Source organism: Cyanobacterium sp. uoEpiScrs1, assembly GCF_947331815.1.
Taxonomy (GTDB): domain Bacteria; phylum Cyanobacteriota; class Cyanobacteriia; order Cyanobacteriales; family Microcystaceae; genus Rippkaea.
The window spans coordinates 1590594-1609994 of record NZ_OX373462.1 but is presented as its reverse complement, the minus strand read 5'-3'; the positions used below and the strand labels follow the sequence as shown (position 1 = coordinate 1609994).

At 28.0% G+C, this 19401-nt stretch carries 10 protein-coding genes; 7 read left to right on the top strand and 3 right to left on the bottom strand.

The genetic code is table 11. From position 1 onward, the window contains the following. Positions 1–911: 911 nt before the first annotated feature. A complete protein-coding gene (locus OXU93_RS05615) occupies positions 912–2252 on the top strand; it encodes a GTP-binding protein (protein ID WP_267383156.1) in 1341 nt (446 codons plus the stop codon). A gap of 606 nt (positions 2253–2858) precedes the next feature. On the opposite strand, the gene OXU93_RS05610 is transcribed toward OXU93_RS05615, so the two are convergent. After that, a complete protein-coding gene (locus tag OXU93_RS05610) occupies positions 2859–3425 on the bottom strand; it encodes a hypothetical protein (protein WP_416378762.1) in 567 nt (188 codons plus the stop codon). A gap of 1440 nt (positions 3426–4865) precedes the next feature. Between OXU93_RS05610 and OXU93_RS05605 the strand changes: the two genes are divergently transcribed. From OXU93_RS05605 to OXU93_RS05590, 4 genes are all read left to right on the top strand, one after another. Continuing rightward, complete coding sequence (locus OXU93_RS05605) at positions 4866–6188, top strand: ABC transporter substrate-binding protein (RefSeq protein WP_267383153.1); 1323 nt, start codon at positions 4866–4868, stop codon at positions 6186–6188. Positions 6189–8045: 1857 nt separating this feature from the next. Next, entirely contained in the window at positions 8046–8384 is a 339-nt protein-coding gene (locus OXU93_RS05600; RefSeq protein WP_267383152.1) for a hypothetical protein, read from the top strand. A gap of 1071 nt (positions 8385–9455) precedes the next feature. After that, a complete protein-coding gene (locus OXU93_RS05595) occupies positions 9456–10808 on the top strand; it encodes an OB-fold nucleic acid binding domain-containing protein (RefSeq protein ID WP_267383150.1) in 1353 nt (450 codons plus the stop codon). A 1033-nt stretch (positions 10809–11841) separates the two neighbouring features. Next, entirely contained in the window at positions 11842–13113 is a 1272-nt protein-coding gene (locus tag OXU93_RS05590) for a hypothetical protein (RefSeq protein WP_267383149.1), read from the top strand. Positions 13114–14548: 1435 nt separating this feature from the next. Here OXU93_RS05590 and ispD read toward each other — a convergent pair. Continuing rightward, positions 14549–15238, bottom strand: a complete 690-nt coding sequence (gene ispD / locus OXU93_RS05585) for a 2-C-methyl-D-erythritol 4-phosphate cytidylyltransferase (RefSeq protein WP_267383146.1) — start codon at positions 15236–15238, stop codon at positions 14549–14551. 79 nt (positions 15239–15317) lie between these two features. Here ispD and OXU93_RS05580 point away from each other — a divergent pair, with 79 nt between their 5' ends. Further along, the gene (locus OXU93_RS05580) at positions 15318–16649 is read left to right on the top strand and encodes a phthiocerol/phthiodiolone dimycocerosyl transferase family protein (RefSeq protein WP_267383144.1); all 1332 of its coding nucleotides are present in this window, start codon (positions 15318–15320) and stop codon (positions 16647–16649) included. A gap of 489 nt (positions 16650–17138) precedes the next feature. Then, complete coding sequence (gene tatC / locus OXU93_RS05575; protein WP_267383141.1) at positions 17139–17903, top strand: twin-arginine translocase subunit TatC; 765 nt, start codon at positions 17139–17141, stop codon at positions 17901–17903. Between the two features lie 210 nt (positions 17904–18113). Here tatC and OXU93_RS05570 read toward each other — a convergent pair whose 3' ends face one another. Continuing rightward, on the bottom strand, positions 18114–18425 hold the full coding sequence (locus OXU93_RS05570) for a DUF3067 family protein (protein ID WP_267383139.1): 312 nt from the start codon (positions 18423–18425) through the stop codon (positions 18114–18116). Positions 18426–19401: the final 976 nt, after the last annotated feature.

Genomic DNA, 19401 nt, shown 5'->3' with positions numbered 1-19401 from the left:
GTTATCTATAAACATTAATAATCAATGATTATTAATGTTTATATAGTGGAAGATAGAAAGTTATTGCATAAATCAGTATAGAATATTTAGTAGTTTACTCTTTATATTTGAAGTCGGTATAAACAATAATTTATATGAGTAAATACAACTTCAGTTGATAGCCTTTTATTAAAAAATAGTTAAATTTTAAAATTTATTACTTAGTTATTATAGTATTTTTGAATTAAGTGAGGAAGAAACAAAGTCGAATCAATTCATTGTTAGTCAATTTTGATTTTCCATAAGATATGGCGATAATATTTAATTTTGCCTAGTAAACATAAACAATATTTATCTAAGAGATATGTGTTCAAAATAACTCAAATTAATTAATTGTAAAATACAAGGTGATTGATAAAATAAAGAAACTGTAAACGTATATTATATTCTGTCTAAAGAATATTAAAAATTAAACCTAATATGTAGCTATATACTTAATATTATTGCTGGATACTAATATAAATACTATGTAATTTTCATTTATAAAAGATAGTATTATAAATACTAGTTAATAGCCAATTTTTTTCTATAAATAGTTTTATCTTGTTTAAGACTTAAAAGTGCAAACTAACTATTTATTTATGGATCGTATTGTCTGTTTATAAAGTAATAATACGCAGTATATAAGTATGTATTTATTAAATATGATATGACCTTATCCAACTTATTTATTCCTTTATGACCTTTGGTTTATTAATATTATTCAGTTATTGTTAAATAGTTTTGAGTTATCATAATACCGAGTTGTTGCTTGCTCTAGGCTAGAAACTAGATATATCTAATTTCTAGCCTAGAGTCATTAATTTTTAAAAATTATTAATGTTTGTTATGACTTAACTAAATTTTTACCATCAGTAGGTAGTATAAATTGTATGCTTTCTTCTCAACAGGAAATTCATATTCAACAAGCTTATGCTAGCCTTCAGCAGGCGTTGTCTTGGTATGATGGTTTTCGTCGCCATTGGAATCATCCCTCTGATCCTGAACTACAAGCTGCTGTCCGTAAAGATTTACAAGCACTCAAAGGGGCTTTAGAGAAGCTTGAACAAAATATTATTAGAATCGCAGCTTTTGGTTTAGTCAGTCGCGGTAAGTCCGCTGTTATTAATGCTTTAATTGGGCAAAAACTCCTTGACACAGGGCCCTTACATGGTGTGACTCAGTGGCCAAAATCTGTTCGTTGGGTACCACCTGGAGGTAAGGTTCAAGTGGAATTTATTGATACTCCTGGACTAAACGAAATTGAAGGCGAAACTAGGGCAAATATTGCTAAAGAAGTAGCCTACCAAGCTGACTTAATTCTATTTGTAGTAGCGGGAGATATTACCCGTACCGAATATGAAGCGTTAGAGAAACTGCAACATAGTCAAAAACCTTTAATTTTAGTGTTCAATAAAATTGACCTTTATCCTGACCAGGATTATCAAGAAATTTATCAACAATTACGAGCAACAAAAACAGACAATCAGAATCCTATTTTTTCTCCAGAAGAAATTGTTATGGTAGCAGCTGAACCACAGCCTATTCTTGTAAAGATTAAATATCCCGATGGTAAAGTGACAGAAGAATGGGAAAAGCCATCTCCTCAGATAGAAGAGTTACGCAAAAAAATATTGACTGTTTTAAATCAAGAAGGACGTTCATTATTATCTTTAAATGTTCTAATGCAAGCAAAAGAAGCAGAGGAAAATATTGCAAAAAAAACTTTGAAAATTCGCCATAAAGAAGCAGAGACTATTATTTGGAATTTTACTAAATCTAAAGCTATAGCTGTTGCGATTAATCCTATTGCCTTTTTAGATATCATTGGAGGAATGATAACTGACTTGGCTTTAATTCGAGCGTTAGCTCGATTGTATGGATTACCTATTACCAGTTATGAAGCAGGAAAACTCTGGGAAAAGATTCTTATTAGTTCGGGAGGATTATTATTGGGGGAATTAAGCACATTACTTATTTTAGGGATTGGAAAAAGTATATTTGCTGCGGTAAGTTTTTTTGAAAGTCCAGCTGCATTAATGACTTACGGCAGTACAGCTACGATGCAGGGGCTAATTGCTGGATATTATGCTTACATTGTCGGTAAAGCAGCTCAAGAATATTTAGAGAAAGGCTGTAGTTGGAGTCCAGTAGGTCCAAGTACTATTATCCAGAATATTATTAATGATGTTGATTCTCGTACTCTCATTTATCGTTTACAAAAAAAACTGTAGAAGTCTAGAATTAGATATTTTTCTCATCATAGTAAGTTCAATAATACAAAAATTAGTATTAATAATACAATCATTATTTATGATTGTATATATTTTTTAGTAAAATAAACAAAGTTATTACTGTCTATCTTTCTGCTTAACTACCAATAAAAAAGTCAGAATAAATATTTTAGTAAATATCAATATTTTGATTAAAATACAGCTACATTTTAAAGTTTATAAAATTAGTTGTTTTGAATTAGTTACAAATGGTTAATTTACTTAGATATATCTTTAAGTTTTTATGTAGAAATATCTTGAGTTCGTATAGTTAGTCAGATTGTGTTTTTGAGTAAATTATGTTGTTTCTATCTCTTAATATATAAACTTACATAAGTTGTTATTTTCTACTTCTTTATAATTGAAACACTAGACCACTAATGATTACTCAATGAGTATCAACAAATAATGCTATTATCAACATAATTCTTGAACTAAATATGTAGGTATTTAATGTTAGTATAAACTATATATAGTTTTGTCTTATTGCTGATGAGATTATATTAGAATCCCCCGCTCAATCACGATAGTAGTTAAGGACGGAGGAATATCAATAGATTATTTTTTCTATGGCTCGTAAACAGGAAATAAAGCACGAGGAAAATCTTCAGCTGCAAGACATTTGTTTAATGCTTTAACTGGAGTCATATTAGGAAGATTTCGGTTGACTGCAATAACGCATTCTGAATAATGTCCTGGACGTAAACTGGCTCTACAGGAAGTTAAAAGAGTTAACAGGGAAGATTTTTCCTCAGTAGTTAGCCCGTTTTCAGTGGCTTTCAAAGAAAGTTTAGGAATTGCATGATAAATATCAGCCACACAATGACCTAAGTCAATAGGTCTCCTCACCTGATAACAAGCATTAAGAGCATCATCTCCTTCGATAGGAGTAGCTTTATAAATCATAGCAACACATTGGGACAACTCTTTAGGAATCAGTGCATCGGAACAAGCAAATGCAGCTTTATCTTTTTTGACTCCATAGTGGGCAATTTCTGTAATACAGACATCGAATTGATTCCAATCTGTACTTCCTGCAATGACGGGTAGAGAAGAGATGTTTGGAATCAATAAACTCACGGGAACCAAAGTAATAGTAATTAAAGACTGTAGACGTGCAAGTAACATTATCATTGAAGTTTAAACCATACTTATCGATAAAACTCATAAATCACTTCGGATCTTAGACATAGATACTAAATAAAATCAAGGAAATCTAGAATAGATAGTTTATTTTATCTTCTTATTTGAGATATGCTGTTAAGTTTTTAATATAAAATGACTTTACACTACTAGTGATACAACTATTAAATAGTATATAGAGTATTTATCTTAAAATATTATCAAACTCATTTCTTAACCAAAATAAAATAAAAAAACTGTTGAGATTGCTTGATATGATTGATGAGAATCTCTCTAAGATTCTCATCAATATTTTAATTTAGGCTTTGCAAACTGTATAGATTTTTGAAAAATTGAATTAAGTCATGTTACATTTTTTGAAAAATTGCTATTTTTTGATTTTGATATCTAAACTAGTAGAAATTATGATTAAAGTTTGTTAGCACAGAAAAGAGAGTCATAAAACAATCCTGCTTTAACTATTTATCTAACTATATTAGGGTGATGAGTCCAAAATTTTAATCTTAATAAATTTCTAGTGCAAATTAATTATCTATACAATAATGTTATTATACTGATTTAAAGTTAATATAAATAAAAACTTGCATCAGTGAAGTTAATCGATTCTAATTTATTTATATTAACTTATTCATTGAGTTAGTGATTTTTAATTTTAATAAAATAGCAAATATTTTGTGAGCATTAATTATATTAAAATCTTAAGTGTTACATTTTAATAACTGATACTACTCAAATGAAATTTAAATTTTTATTGTCAACAGTCTTTTTGATGATAAAATTAGAAGTCAAGGCTAGAGTAACTTCTTGTATCTTCTTCATAAAGATTAATAGCTTTATAGAATAAAATATAATAATTTTAATAAAAATAAATAAAAAATAAGATTATAATAATGACTTAGTTTTTGACTGTTATTAAAGTTATTTATTTTTAAATATACATTAAGATAATAAATGAAATAAGGATCATAGTGCTCTTCAATAAGTATAAAAAAAATAATCTAGAAGGAGGAATATATAAAATTTATTGAAAAGCTCTCATAAAACATAATTGGAGATTTTGTTCGCTTCAAAAACGTTTTTAGTAGCTCTTATGCTATCCAATTAATAAGTATACTTGTTTTTGAACAATTGGAACAAATCAAACTATTTAGAGATATTTACTAAATTAAAGTCCTGAAAGTCTTTTAAATAAGGATGTAAACCAAATAGCATAAATTTTTTTCCCAGAGTTGCTACACCTGACTATCATATCTAAATTTCTGTAGAATTAGTCGGTAAATACTTAAAGCAGACTTCCTGGTCATGTAATTTAGTTTAACTTAGGTTTTCTAAGTAGCCCAGTTTTTTAAAAAAAAATCGTAAATTGACATTAAAGATCTATCCATTAATCTTAAACTTAAGAATATTTATTTTATTTCATCTTGGCAAATAATGCATAGATTTGTAAAACGTAGATCATTTGTACTTTTGTGTTTATTAGGGTTGGTACTAAGTTGGCTTGTTAGTTGTACCCCTGAAATTCCGACAGAATCTGATCAAAAATTAGAATTTTGGACGATGCAGCTTCAACCTAAATTTACTCCTTATTTCAAGGATATTATCACTTTCTTTGAAGAAAAAAATCCAGAGGTAAGTGTCCGTTGGATAGATATACCTTGGGAAGCGATGGAAAGTAAAATTTTAACAACAGTATCGGCCAAAAACCCTCCTGATGTAGTTAATCTCAACCCTAATTTTGCTTCTCAATTAGCCAGTCGTAATGCTTGGTTGAATTTGAAGCCCTATATTCCTTCGGAGATTCAACAGCAATATTTACCAAAAATTTGGCAAGCAAGTACGCTTGATGGTATTAGTTTTGGCATTCCTTGGTACTTAACTACCCGTATTACCCTTTATAACGAAAAATTACTCTCTCAAATTAATAGTACAACGCCTCCAAAAAACTTTACCGAATTAGCCGAATTTGCAACAATATTCCATAATAAAACGGGCAAATATGCTATGTTTATTAGTTTTGTTCCTGGAGATTCTGGAGAGGTTTTAGAATCTTTAGTACAAATGGGAGTTCAGTTAGTAGACAAACAGAAAAAAGCTGCTTTTAATACGCCTGAAGGTATTGCTGCGTTTAACTATTGGGTTGATATGTATCAAAATGATTTATTGCCTCCTGAAGTTTTAACCCAAGGGCATCGCCATGCAATTGATTTATATCAGTCAGGACAAACAGCCTTACTTTCCTCTGGGGCTGAATCGATAATCAGTATCGAAAATAATGCTCCTACTATTGCAAAAATTTCAACAGCTGCTCCCCAAATTACCGGAAAAACAGGTAAAAAAAATGTAGCGGTGATGAATTTAATTATTCCTCGTGATGCTAAAAAAACAGATGATGGGGTAAAGTTTGCTCTTTTTGTTACAAATACGGAAAATCAACTGAAGTTTGCTAAACAAGCGAATGTTCTTCCCTCGACAGTAGAGGGGATCAAATTGTATATAGAAGAGTTGAAACAACAGTCTGAGCCTGCCACTCTAGTTGCTCAAGCTCGTCAAGTTAGTGTGACACAGCTTAAAGATGCTGAAGTGTTAATTCCGTCAATTCAAAATATTAATAAGCTGCAACAGATTATCTATGAGAATTTACAGGCTGCTATGCTTAAAGAAAAGACTGTTAAACAAGCAGTCCAAGATGCAGCAGACACTTGGAATGATCTGGTTTCAACACAAGATAAGCACTTTTCCTTAAAAGAAGAATAGATCTTACCTTAACTTTCTTTCGTAAGTAATTTCATAGAGAGTTGTTTTCTTTACTAACTACAAATCCAGTTGAGACAAATTACTGTTGTACATTAAACTTAATTAGCTGATGATTTAAAACTGCCAATCAAAAATATTTCGACAAGTTAGTCAAATTTATTAGGGCTGAAATATTCTGTTTGTTTAACTTTCCGTGTTGCCATTTTTAATCTTATAAAAGAGTAAGATTTAGGCTTTTAACTTTTAGTTATTACATGCAGTTAGATCAATGTAATAACTAAGAGGGAGTAACAGGGAATACAAGGATGATTCATATCTTGTATTCCTTATTATCAAAACTATTCTTAAATTTCTAGAAAAAATGGTCATGTTATTTATTATAGACTTAGTACAAGACTATATATCAGAGCTCTCTTTAAAAAAAATTTTATAATAAGCTCAATATCTTTAGAACAGAAAGTTCAATTTGTTGTAATTAAAATTATTAAAATATTTGTAAGCCTTTCTAGACTGTATCTTCCGGCCCTACATCTAAATCTTAGTCCTGGTAATTTATCTTTGGAAGAATATGAATAAATTCATTTAATTAGTTTTGCATAATTTTATAAAAAACTATTTTATCTAAATAAGTAACTATAAATGAGGCAGTTAGCTAGCATAATTGATTACTTAAAAATATAATTTTTAAAAAAGAAGAAATAGGACATTTATTTTTTAAAATTTTTGTATACAATGCAGTCCATAAGAATAGTATTAATTTAAAAATTATTTATTTCAATGGAGATATCAAGATAATTATAAAATGCTTAAAATATTTATATTTAGTACTGCCATAAGTTATATGATTACACAATATATTATTGATTATTAACTCATTATTAACAGTTAAATTGGTCTATTTAATACTAGTTAGTATGGTAGTTATTTTTTAATAAACTAAGTTAACAAAAAAAGCAAATATATTAAAAAAAAAGATACCTAACAAGTTAGATTAAAAAACTGATTACTTAATAATATTAATTTCTAGGCTATTGAATAGCAGTCACAGTATTGGCTAAAACTAATATTATAGATGAAAAGAGTAAAGCAATATAAACATAGAAAATACAAATATTTTAACTTTTAGCTCTACTTTTATTATTCTGTTTAACAGTAATTTTTTTTTGTAGCATTTTAGGCTACATGTAAAAATTATAAATACTATGTATTGTTCTTGGCAGAATAGTATAAATGCTTTAAATATATCTGGCAATTAATTTAAATAGTGACTATATAATTTTAATCATATCTAATTTATGTCGTATTCTACAGAAAATAATTTTTAATTATTAGTGAATTAAAAACTTCTTTGAGATTGTTAGTACAATGACACATGATTTGATTTACTTGCTTAATTAATTAATTTTTATTTATAAATAAGTAACTTTAAAGCTATTAATATCTATGTATATTGCTAACGCTAGTAAATTTGATGCTAATGCTGGTAATATTACTCCAGAACTTGGAATTAAGTAAAGATGGATTAAGTGTTGATTATTATCATAAAATATCTATTGTTAAAATTATATTTTATTGTGTGTCATATTTTAGTTTGGTCGACAGGAATAGTAAGTATTTTAATCCGAGGATGAAATTAAGATAGCAACGTTTATGATAAAGAAATTATAATAAATTACCCAACTTAATTTAATAAGGCTTCCTATATTACGAGATTATAGAAACTATAGATTTAATTTCAATGACAATTTTTTTAATCAATTCAAAAAAATTATAGTTAAAAATTATTGAGTAAGAGGGGTTGATTTTTGCCCCTTAGTAGGGTTAAATAGATATATAACTGTATAGGAATAAAATACTATGGAACAAACTAATAGCCGAGCAAAAAAAATTCAGGAAATTACAGGACTAAAAGCTAGACACTTTGCTGATTTAGTTAGAACGGCACAATTAATTTTTGATCCAACAGGTGGGGTCTCTGGAATGAAACTCGAAGTCGACTGGTCATATTTTGGTATCTCTGAAAATGTTGCTGACAATTTAAAGAAATTTGGACAAAAATACCAGTATGCATCTCCCCATATTGCTGTCGATGTTGTTTGGGAACAATTAACTCCAGAAACTCGCAGTTGGGTTATTGAAAACAAAGACAATTTGTGGAAGATTGAGGAAGCTTTTCCGGCACTCGATGAAGATTGATATTGACAGAGGACTACCTTTTAATACTAGTATTAAAGACTGTTAAGTCCTCTCCATGAGTGTCAAATATTAATCAACTTTTTTGAATGAAGATAAGTATTTTAGTACCTATAAATATAGTTAAAGTAAAAGACCTTATTTTACTTGTTTGCTATATAGAACAGTAATTTATGGGTATGTGTATACTAACTATATTGGTAAAAATCTTAGAGAGCTTAACTTATTTAACCAGCATTACAGTATGATAAGTATCATAATATATGTGATGTTAATCTATTAAATTCTTTTATTGACTGAATAATTATTGTATATTATTGATGACAATTATAGATTATTTTTAATACATTTAAAATATATTTTTAGATGTATTAGAGCATTAAAACTATAGTTATCCTCTAAAATAAATAGAACAATATAATTTATATTATAAATAATGTATATTTTTTGTAGGAAACTTTAGCAAATAGAAAACTAAGACTTGATGAAATAATTTATTTTAGATGAAATAATTTATTTTAGATGAAATAATTTATTTTAGATGAAATAATTTATTTTAAATGAGAATAAATTTGTGTATCTATTTCTATGAAATAGCCTGTAGCTTTAATAAAAAAAGAAAACTAAAATAAATAAAGAAATTGTTTTTAGTTTCGGTTTACAAATAAAATATATCTATAAAACTTGAATAACAAGTAACAAAAATTTAAAAAACTTATAGCAAAAAACTATTTATTAACATTTTATTAAGAGTTATTCAGATAATAAGTAAACAGATTCATGGCGTTGTAATTTATTTTTACAATCAAGTCTTCTAAAAAATAACAGAATAAATTGATAATTAAATTGAATTGAGTATTAACAGAAGACTACAGTCTAATCAACTTAGATTTTTTTTTAAAGTGTTATTTGACTTGCATCTTTCTCTAAGTTATCCTATCTAAATTGGGAAAGCAAATTTATTGAGTTTACTCAGTCTCACTGTTAATCGTGATTTATTCCAAAGACTATTGACAGGCATATTTATTTGGAGAAGTTATGGTATTCATCAGGAATATTATTAGTTGAAATAACATGGCTAAAATCATTAGTTGTAAGTCTTTAGGAAAAAGACCAGTTTATGATATTGGAGTTGCTCAAGATCATAATTTTCTGCTCGCTAACGGCACGGTCGCATCTAACTGTTTTAATAAATCTCACTCAACTGCTTATGCTTATATTACGTATCAAACTGCTTATTTAAAAGCAAATTATCCGGTCGAATACATGACTGCCTTATTGACAGCTAGTAGCGACAATCAAGATAAGATAGAAAAGTACCGAGAGAATTGCCAAAAGATGGGAATTCATATTATTTCTCCTGATGTTAACCGTTCTCAAAAAGATTTTGTTCCCATTGGAGATAACATCTTATTTGGTCTGTCAGCAGTAAAAAACTTGGGAGAAGGAACTATTGATAATATATTAAAAGCTAGGAATAAAGAAGGATCTTTTAAATCTTTAGCTGATTTTTGTTGTCGTGTTGACTTACGAGTAGTCAATAGGCGATCCTTAGAAACTTTAATCTACTGTGGAGCATTTGATAAAGTTAAAGCAAACCGAAATCAACTGATAAATGATATTGATTTAGTTATTTCTTGGGCACAAAAACGAGCTAAGGAGAAAGAAACTGGTCAATTAAATATTTTTGATATGCTAGGAAATGGTATTCAAAATAATAATAATAATCAGTCTGAATTTAATCAGGAACCAAGCTCTTCCCCTGTAGCTGATTTCCCGCAACCCCAACGACTTAAGCTAGAAAAAGAATATTTAGGTTTTTATATTTCTGAACATCCGTTAAAGTCAGTGAAAGAAGCAGCTAAGATTTTATCTCCGATCAATTTAAGTGAGCTAGAAAATAAAAAATCTAAATCTAAAATCAGTGCTGTTGTTATCGTTAATGAGGTAAAAAAAATAGTAACAAAAACTGGAAAAGAAATGGCATTTCTAACATTAGAAGATGTTTCAGGACAATCAGAAGGGGTAGTTTTTTCTGAAGTTTACAAACGTATTAAAGAACTATTAGTTGAAGATAATCAGCTGATTATTTGGGGTAAAGTTGATCGTCGAGATGATAAGGTTCAACTTATCATTGAAGATGGAGAAATTGTAGACAACGTAAAAATTTTAATAGTTAAATTAACTATTAAACAGGCAGTTAATCAAAATTTTCAACAGAATTTAAAAAGAATTTTACAGGAAAATCATAAGGATACACTAAAAGCTAAAATTCCTGTTATTGCTATAATCGGCATTGGCAACCAACAAAAATTTGTTCGCTTTGGTCGAAACTATTGGGTACAAAATGAATGTAAAGTAATCTCTTCTCTTGAGGATGCTGAACTTATCGTTTATACTACCCCTTTGATATCCGTAATTGAGTGAATTAGACTTATATTCTTAGTGATACTGAATCAGTATATATTATGTATCTAAAACTCATAAACAATTAGAATATATAAATAAAAATTATCTATACAATAGATTAATTTAATTAGAAGAGACTGGTTTTTCTATTTATAGTAATATATATTAGTTGTTTATTAATTTTTATATTTTATTAATTTTAGTTAAATATAGTATAATACTAACTTGAAGTAAATATTTAGATAAATCTAATGAATTATTTCTCTCGGTTGAGAGCAAGTATTATACAAATGAGAACTACTAAAATTAACTTTTATATATAATTTTATCCAGAACAAGAACAAAATTATAAATATTTAATTTAAATAATAACAATAATCAAAATATTTATAATTCAAGTAAAATAATTAGAATCAAAATAATAAAAATAATTTTTAAAGATTTACTTGGCTAACAAAAATAATAGTGTTTTTTAGGGCGAAAAAGTTTATACAAATAACAACAAAATAAAGTAACAAATATTTTTGTAAAAAATAAAAAATAAAAAAGAAATAGGAACAAGCAAAAGATTATCTTGTTAAGAGCATAATTCTTAAGAATAAACAAAATCAACTTTAAGTACCTAAATAAATAACTATTATGTAAAATAAATAAATTATAGTAATCAAATATATATTAAAGTCCTGATTAATTAAATAAATCTATTTACCTTGTTTAACACGATAGTTTCAGAATAATAGTTTTTGTTTTTCACTTAGTCTCTCTACTCATAAGTAGTATCTACTAAGGTTAGATATATTAAAACTATAATCTTACGAAAATTTTAATTTATTTAGATAAAACTAAACTCAAACTTTCATATATATCTTCATATTTAATATCTGACATTATCATCAATTAACAAAATTATAGATAAATGGATATTATGTGATTTTTATCAAAAATATATTATAAACATTTCTTTAAAGTTAAAGAAAAGTGGTGAGTGTTATAATCTTTATCTTATCATATACTAAAGATAAAATAAAGATCATAAAAAAGGCAATTTAATATGATTCCTATAACTGAAATCATGATGTCTGTAGAACAATTAGAACATCGTGTGACTGTTGGAGATGTCGTTACCGCAACAGGGCTTAAACTGAATTTAGTACAACAGGGATTGCTCACTTTAGCTTCTGATAGCGGAGGACATTTGCAGGTAACCGAGTCTGGTGAAGTCATCTATCTTTTTCCAAAAAATTTTAAGATTATTCTCCGTAATAAATATTGGAAACTTCGCTTCAAAGAAACTAGTGATAGTATATGGAATATTATTTTTTATTTAATCCGTATTTCTTTTGGAATAATTTTGATCATTTCTATTATTTTGACGATGATTGCCATTACTATTATTATTATTAGTTTTAGTAGTAAACAAAATAGAGACTATCAGGACAGTAGAGGTTCATATAATAGAAGTAATTTCATTTATTTTCCAAATTTTTTAAACTTATTTTGGGTTTTTAGACCCAATTTAAACCACGATATTAATCAAGATAAATTAGATACAAGTCGCGCAATAAATCAACAGACAAGTGAGCTTAACTTCCTAGAGTCCGTGTTTTCATTTATTTTTGGAGATGGTAATCCTAATCATGACTTAGAAGAATGTCGTTGGCGAGAAATTGGAGCAGTAATTCGTAATAATAAAGGAGCAATAATTGCTCAACAAATTTTTCCTTATATCGATAACATTACTCAATATAACGAAGATAGTGAAGATTATATTTTGCCTATATTAACTAGATTTAATGGTTATCCTGAGGTGTCTCCTCAAGGGGAAATAATATATTATTTTCCTGAATTACAAGTAACAACTATTTTACATCAAAAGTATTTAATGACTAGCTATTTGAAAGAAAAATATTACTACTTTAGTCAAGCTAGTAGTAAGCAAATTATGTTGGCAATCGGGCTAGGTGGATTTAATTTTATTCTTGTTCTTATTTTAGGATCTTTGATTAAAAATTATGAATTTATTAATAAAATGACGGGATTAGTTAAATTTACTAGTTCTATTTATTGGATATTATTAATTTATGCAATAGGATTTTTAGGAATCCCTCTAATTCGCTATTTTTGGATTCAGTGGCGTAATGAGAAAATTGAATACCGTAATATGCTCCGACAAAAAAGAGCACAAAATTTATTACAACTAAGTAAAACATTAAAACAAAAAATTACATACGCTCGTAAGTTTGCAACAGAAAAATTAATTGTCGAATCCGATATTAGCTATTCTACTGAAAAGGATATTGTCGAACAAGATGCTGAACATTAAAAGAAAGTTTATAAAAATGGTAAAATAAGTTTATACATAATAAAACTACACTACTGATATTGTTAGTTATTAATTATGTAATCCACAGATATTTATCTTATATTTTGTATTTTTGTGTTAGTTTTATATTATTTATAGTCAGCTTATAGCTACTTTTAATTTCAAAATTAATATAAGTTCTATAGTTGCAATCAGTGTCAAGTGATTAAACTCAGACTAGGATAGTCTGTTAGTTTAATTTTTCAGACAGACTTATAGATAATATATAGAAAAAATTGGTATTTTAACACTTATTAGGCTAGAAAAATTACATTACGTTTTCAGCCAGGATTAATAGTAGATTTGCTAAGTATCATAAGTAATAATGGTAATTATTTATTTTAAGCTAGACGGCAATTTATGTTAATAAAACTTTACTAGTTACTTCTAATACCGCCTGATTATCATTTTTATGATAATTATTTTGAACTGGATGTAAGAGTTGCTGATTATGAGTTAATAATAAATTTCAGTAGAAACCTTATTTTTATGCAACTACCTTATATTAAGATTGAGAGATAAATATTAAGATAAATATCTTCAGAATGGAAGAATTATTATCTTCTTCAATTTAAAGTTTCGACAAACAATAACCGCATAGATAACGACAGTTATCTCTCAGGAAAATGTGACGTCATAAAATTCCTGCTATTGATGCAGAAATTTATAACCTTGAGAATCAAGAGTTATCGCAGAGACACATTGAGATACAAAAACTGTAATTTTCTTGAAGCCACAATCTTAACCTCAAGAAGCCTAAAAGACTGTTCGTTAAACTGTACTAGCTATTCTGATAAGCCAGTTTAGCTACTTCAAACAGTATAGAATGTAATTAAATAGAAAGTTGTTAATGACTAAATATTCCATTTTTGATTACACTTTGTGCTAATAAGTCGAGTATTCTCAGACTTTGGTGGCATAAGTTGATTCTAATTAGACTTATGAGGATACAATCCAATCAATAATGCAGGGATTAATACACTAAACTGGTGATTGACATTTTCTGTGGGGTAAACTGAGGGAGTAAATACGACTGAACAATGAATAGATTGATGGTATGGACGATAACTAACTCTGGGTTGCTAATGCAATCGGGAGTCAATTTGACTTTTCTATTTTTTGAAAATTTTAGATAATTGTTAGCTATTTCTTTCCCATATCAGATGAGCTTATAATCTTTGCCTCTCTTAACAAGAAACTTCAATAATATTTTCTGTATATAACGTTACTTTGATACTTTCTCTACAGAAGGGACATTGAGTATATTTTATATATACATAGATTACAGTATTAACTGGTTAAATTAACACTATAATCTATGTCTAACACTAGACTAAATAATTTTATTGTTTCATATATGAAATGAGATTATAAACATTTATAGTGGACTAATAAATTAAGATATACCAAGATTATTTTTAAGAATATACTCAGCAATTTTTAGGTCAGTTGGAGTTGTGACTTTCAAGTTTGTTTCCTCCCCCTCCATAATTTTTACAGGTAATTGACATTTTTCAAATAAAGCTGAATCATCAGTAACTTCCCAATTGCAAATACGTCCTTTTTCATGACATTTTTTTAGGAGTTTAACATCAAATCCTTGGGGAGTCTGAGCTGCCCATAGTTGAGATCTATTTGGGGTATTTTTAATAAACTTATGTTTGTCAACTACTTTAATGGTGTCTTTGACGGGGACAGCTGTTATTAACCCATGACAAGTCAATAATTCATCAGCACAACGGTCAAACAATTTTGGAGTAGCTAAGCATCGTGCTCCATCATGAATCAAGATCTTTTGTGCTTCTATGGACAAAGCTTGTAGTCCATTGTATACTGATTGCTGGCGAGTTTTGCCTCCTTGGATTAATTCTACTGGTTTGGTCACAGAAAGATTGGTAATAATTTCCTGAAAACTAGGAAAGTCATAAGGCTTTCCAATAATGCCGATCCAGCAAATTTTTTCAGATGATTCTGCAGCCAAAAGTGTCCAAGTTAATAAAGGTTTTCCCAAGAGACTAAGAAGTAGTTTGTTTCTAGCACTTCCCATCCGCTTTCCTAGTCCTGCTGCTGTAATTAATAAGTGCATTCTTTTATAGTTTAATGATATGTTTCAGACTAGTATATTATTTTAGATACGCTTTGATCACTATGAGCGATTTATTATTATGTCTAAAATAAAAAAGTTAGTTCCTGCCGAACAAATTATGGAGATCTTAAATCGCTGCGGGGGCTCATTAAATATAGTCACTATAAGTCGCATTAAGGGAGATCTTAATGAAGAAATACTAAGAAAAGCTTTAAAGATAGTTCAATCTAATTATCCCTGTTTAGATTATCAAATTATAGGTACTTTAAAAAATCTATATTTTACTGTTGAAAATACTTATGAAATTCCTCTAAGTACTGTTTATTTTGATCAGAATATTTCTTTTAAAAAATTCATATTGAAAGAGTTAAATACTCCCTTAGAAAGCAATAAATATTTATTAAGATGTCTATTAGTTTTACACAGAGAAGAACCTGATATTAAATATATAATTACGACCATACATCATGCCATATCGGATGGACTCTCATCTGTGAGACTCCAGGAAGAAATATTTAATTATTGTCAAATGATTGCTTCGGGGCAAAATTTGGAATTAAACTCTAATTTGTCTCTAAAATCTTCTCTCTTATCCTTAGATAATTCATTTTTTAAATGGATTAAGAACAAAATAAATATAATTAATAGTGTTTATTTTTTAGGAATACTTGGATTTAAAATGTTTTTTTATCAGATAGAATCATTGAAGTCTGAAGAGAATGTAGTAATTGAGTTACGTAATTGTGGAATAACCCAGCGATATTTAGAGCCAGAAGTAACAAAAACACTAATTAACCTATGTCATCTAGAGAATACGACTGTCCATGGAGCATTATGTTCAGCAATGTTGATTGCAGTTGCCAATAAAATCAGGAAAAATCAATCTAGAAAAATCAATATTTCCTGTGCTTCCTATATAGATTTGCGGCGAAGAATTGAGCCAAAAGTTCCCCTAGAAAATATGGGAATGTTTGTCTCATTTTTAACATCTTTTCATACTATAAAATCAGAAACATTATTTTGGGAATTGGCAAGAGATGTCACTCGACAAATTAATAAGGGATTAAAGCAAAAAGATATGTTTAAACCTCTATTAATAATTCGAAAAATAGTAGATTATTTTTTAGTTAATTCTGAATCATTTTTTGCGACAATTTCAGTTACCAATATTGGCAAAATTAATGTACCTAAAATTAAAGGAAAGTTAATCTTAGAAGAAATAAGTTTTATCCCCTCTAATGTTGTTTTTAATAAAATATTTACAGTTGCTGTTGCAACCTTTAACGACAAAATGATTCTTAATTTTACTGTTTCCCAGCCTTCTGTTACTCAAGATACTTTAGAATTGCTAGCTGATGATGTAATTTCTTTTTTAACTAAAGTTTGTACTAGTATGAAAACCGAGACTTAACTTCCTTAGAACATATTGATAACTTTTTTTCAACACGATGCAGCCAGTAGTTATCTAAATAGCCAAACCACTAACAACTTTCATAAAATTAAGACATCTAGTAAGATGTACTCTATTTACGCTTTAGCAGTCATACAACTGGTTCTACCATATATAAATATGTATCACAAGTAAGTTAAAATCTACTTAAGGAATAATCGTATAACTTATTTATAGTAATTTATTTTTATAGTGAATATTAACTATTGTTGATATTATTGTTTACCAAGAGCGTGAAACTTTGGGTCATAAATCTATGCTTTCAGCTTAATCAAAGCAAAATATGAAAACAACCCGTTAATAAATAATTATAATATTCTTCTTTATTCTCAAATATAATTTGATTTATTTTATAAAGGGTTGTTGAAAAATATTTTTTTAGATAAAAATTTGTACTCAAGTCATGACGGACTAGAATAGTAAAGCAGTAATTATGATTATATCTAGATTATGGCTACGACAGACATTAAAACTTCATCATCAACCGATCAGCAGACTTATTTAAATGAAATACCCAATGATATAGAAATGTCATTGTTCGATCATCTTGAAGAATTGCGTAAACGTATTTTTTATGGATTAATCGCAGTTTTTATTGGAATAATTGGCTGTTTTATCTTTGTGAAACCCTTAGTAAAATGGTTACAGTTTCCTGCTCAAGACGTTGAATTCTTACAATTAGCTCCAGGAGAATTCTTCTTTGTGTCGATCAAAGTTGCCGGGTATAGTGGATTCTTGATATCGAGTCCTTTCATTCTCTACCAAATTCTTCAATTTATTTTACCTGGTCTAACTCGTCGAGAGCGTCGTTTGTTAGGTCCTGTTGTTTTGGGATCAAGTATTTTATTTTTACTGGGATTGTCCTTTGCTTATTGGGCATTAATTCCTGCTGCTTTACAGTTTTTTATCAGTTATGGAGCTGGTATCGTTGCACAGTCCTGGTCAATTGATCGATATTTTGAGTTTATTTTACTATTAATGTTTAGCACTGGACTTGCTTTTCAAATTCCTATTATTCAACTAACATTAGGTTTCTTAGGAATTATTTCTTCAAAAGCAATGCTTAAAAGATGGCGTGTAATTGTTCTAGGTTCTGTTATTTTAGGTGCTGTCTTAACTCCTTCTACTGATCCATTAACCCAATCTTTATTAGCTACCGCCGTATTAGGACTATATTTTGCTGGAATCGGAATATTAAAATTAACAGGAAATTAATAGTTCACAGTTTATGCAATAAGATATGAGTAATAAAACCTATCAAATAGAATTGATTCTTTCTTTAAAAATATCTATTAATCCTGATATCGAATCTAATTTATAAAAAATTAATTTTTACTATAAAATACAAAACTATTTATAGTTTTTGTTTTGTAAGTCAAGAGTAAATATAAAGAATAAATTTATTGATTTATTTTTTATATTTTATTAATCTAAAATCCACTCAGAAGTTTTTTCTCCTAAATCCAGCGCAATACTGATTGCTTTCCCCATACGGGGGCGATTATGAGTTTGTTCTAAATAAGTAATAATCTGATCTGTGCTTCCCCAAGCTGTTAAATAATTTGCTACGGTATCTAAATGGTTGAAATACCAAGTTTGAGACATGGGAAAAGAAGTTTGTTCAAGGTATTTCCACATCACTTGAAAAAAAAACTTACCCTTGATTTTCTTTATCTGAACATCATAAGATTTGCCCCATTTACTAAATAAAAGTGTATGTAATTCTTGTCCAGTCATTATTTCCTATTGTTGACAAACTTAACCATCTTTTTTATTGTAAGTTAAATTTACAGTCTTAATCGTGAAAGCTCGAAAATTATTAAGATTTCATTTATAGTTCAAAACTACGACGGTAATAACTAAGCTGATTAGTCGATAGTCTTATGCTTTTTTAGTAAAAAAACATATAATTAGTTCTAGTATACTATATTAATAATGTTATTTGAACTGTTTATGATACTTATGTGCATTAAAGAAATATAACTCGGGGTAAAGTATAAATAAATTAATTGAATTAGGAGAGTTTATCGTAGCTAAAGAATTAGTTGATCTAAAAATTTTAAAAATAAATTTAGCTGAGCTCATAAAAAAAGATAGCTATTTTTCCAGGAAAGATACTGGCAAAAATTTAACCTTTACTAAGTAAATTCAAGAACATTGTAATTTTAAACAGTAAATACTTTCAAAGAAATTATAAATAAAAATAACTTTGAATATTATATTTAGTATGATTATTAATTGAGATAATCAGTATAAAATAGTAAAAATAAATTTTCTTACTATAGACGAAAAATATTGACCTAGTCAGTTAAATGTTTCGTCCAACTCAACTAATATTTATTCTGTAATTTAACTATGTCAAAATAATCTATCAATTTTCTATAATATAAGTACGTCTATATTACGATTGGTCAATTAAAACTTAGTAAATTTTCTTAATTTTAAAGATTATATCAAAAAGCTATTACTATTCATATACACGAGTCAGGATAAGCTTATTTTTAGCAAAAACTAGGAGCTGATAAGGATATTACCGTTGTCATGTGATAAAACAGGGAAGATATAGAATCAAATCAAAACGAAGTTTATCGAAAAACTTTGCAGAAAATGATTCCTTTCATTGCTAAACAATCTACAACAGAAAATTATAATATCTGTAAAAAAATAATGGTGATCCAGAAAAATAATAAGTTATATAAAATGAAAACTAACG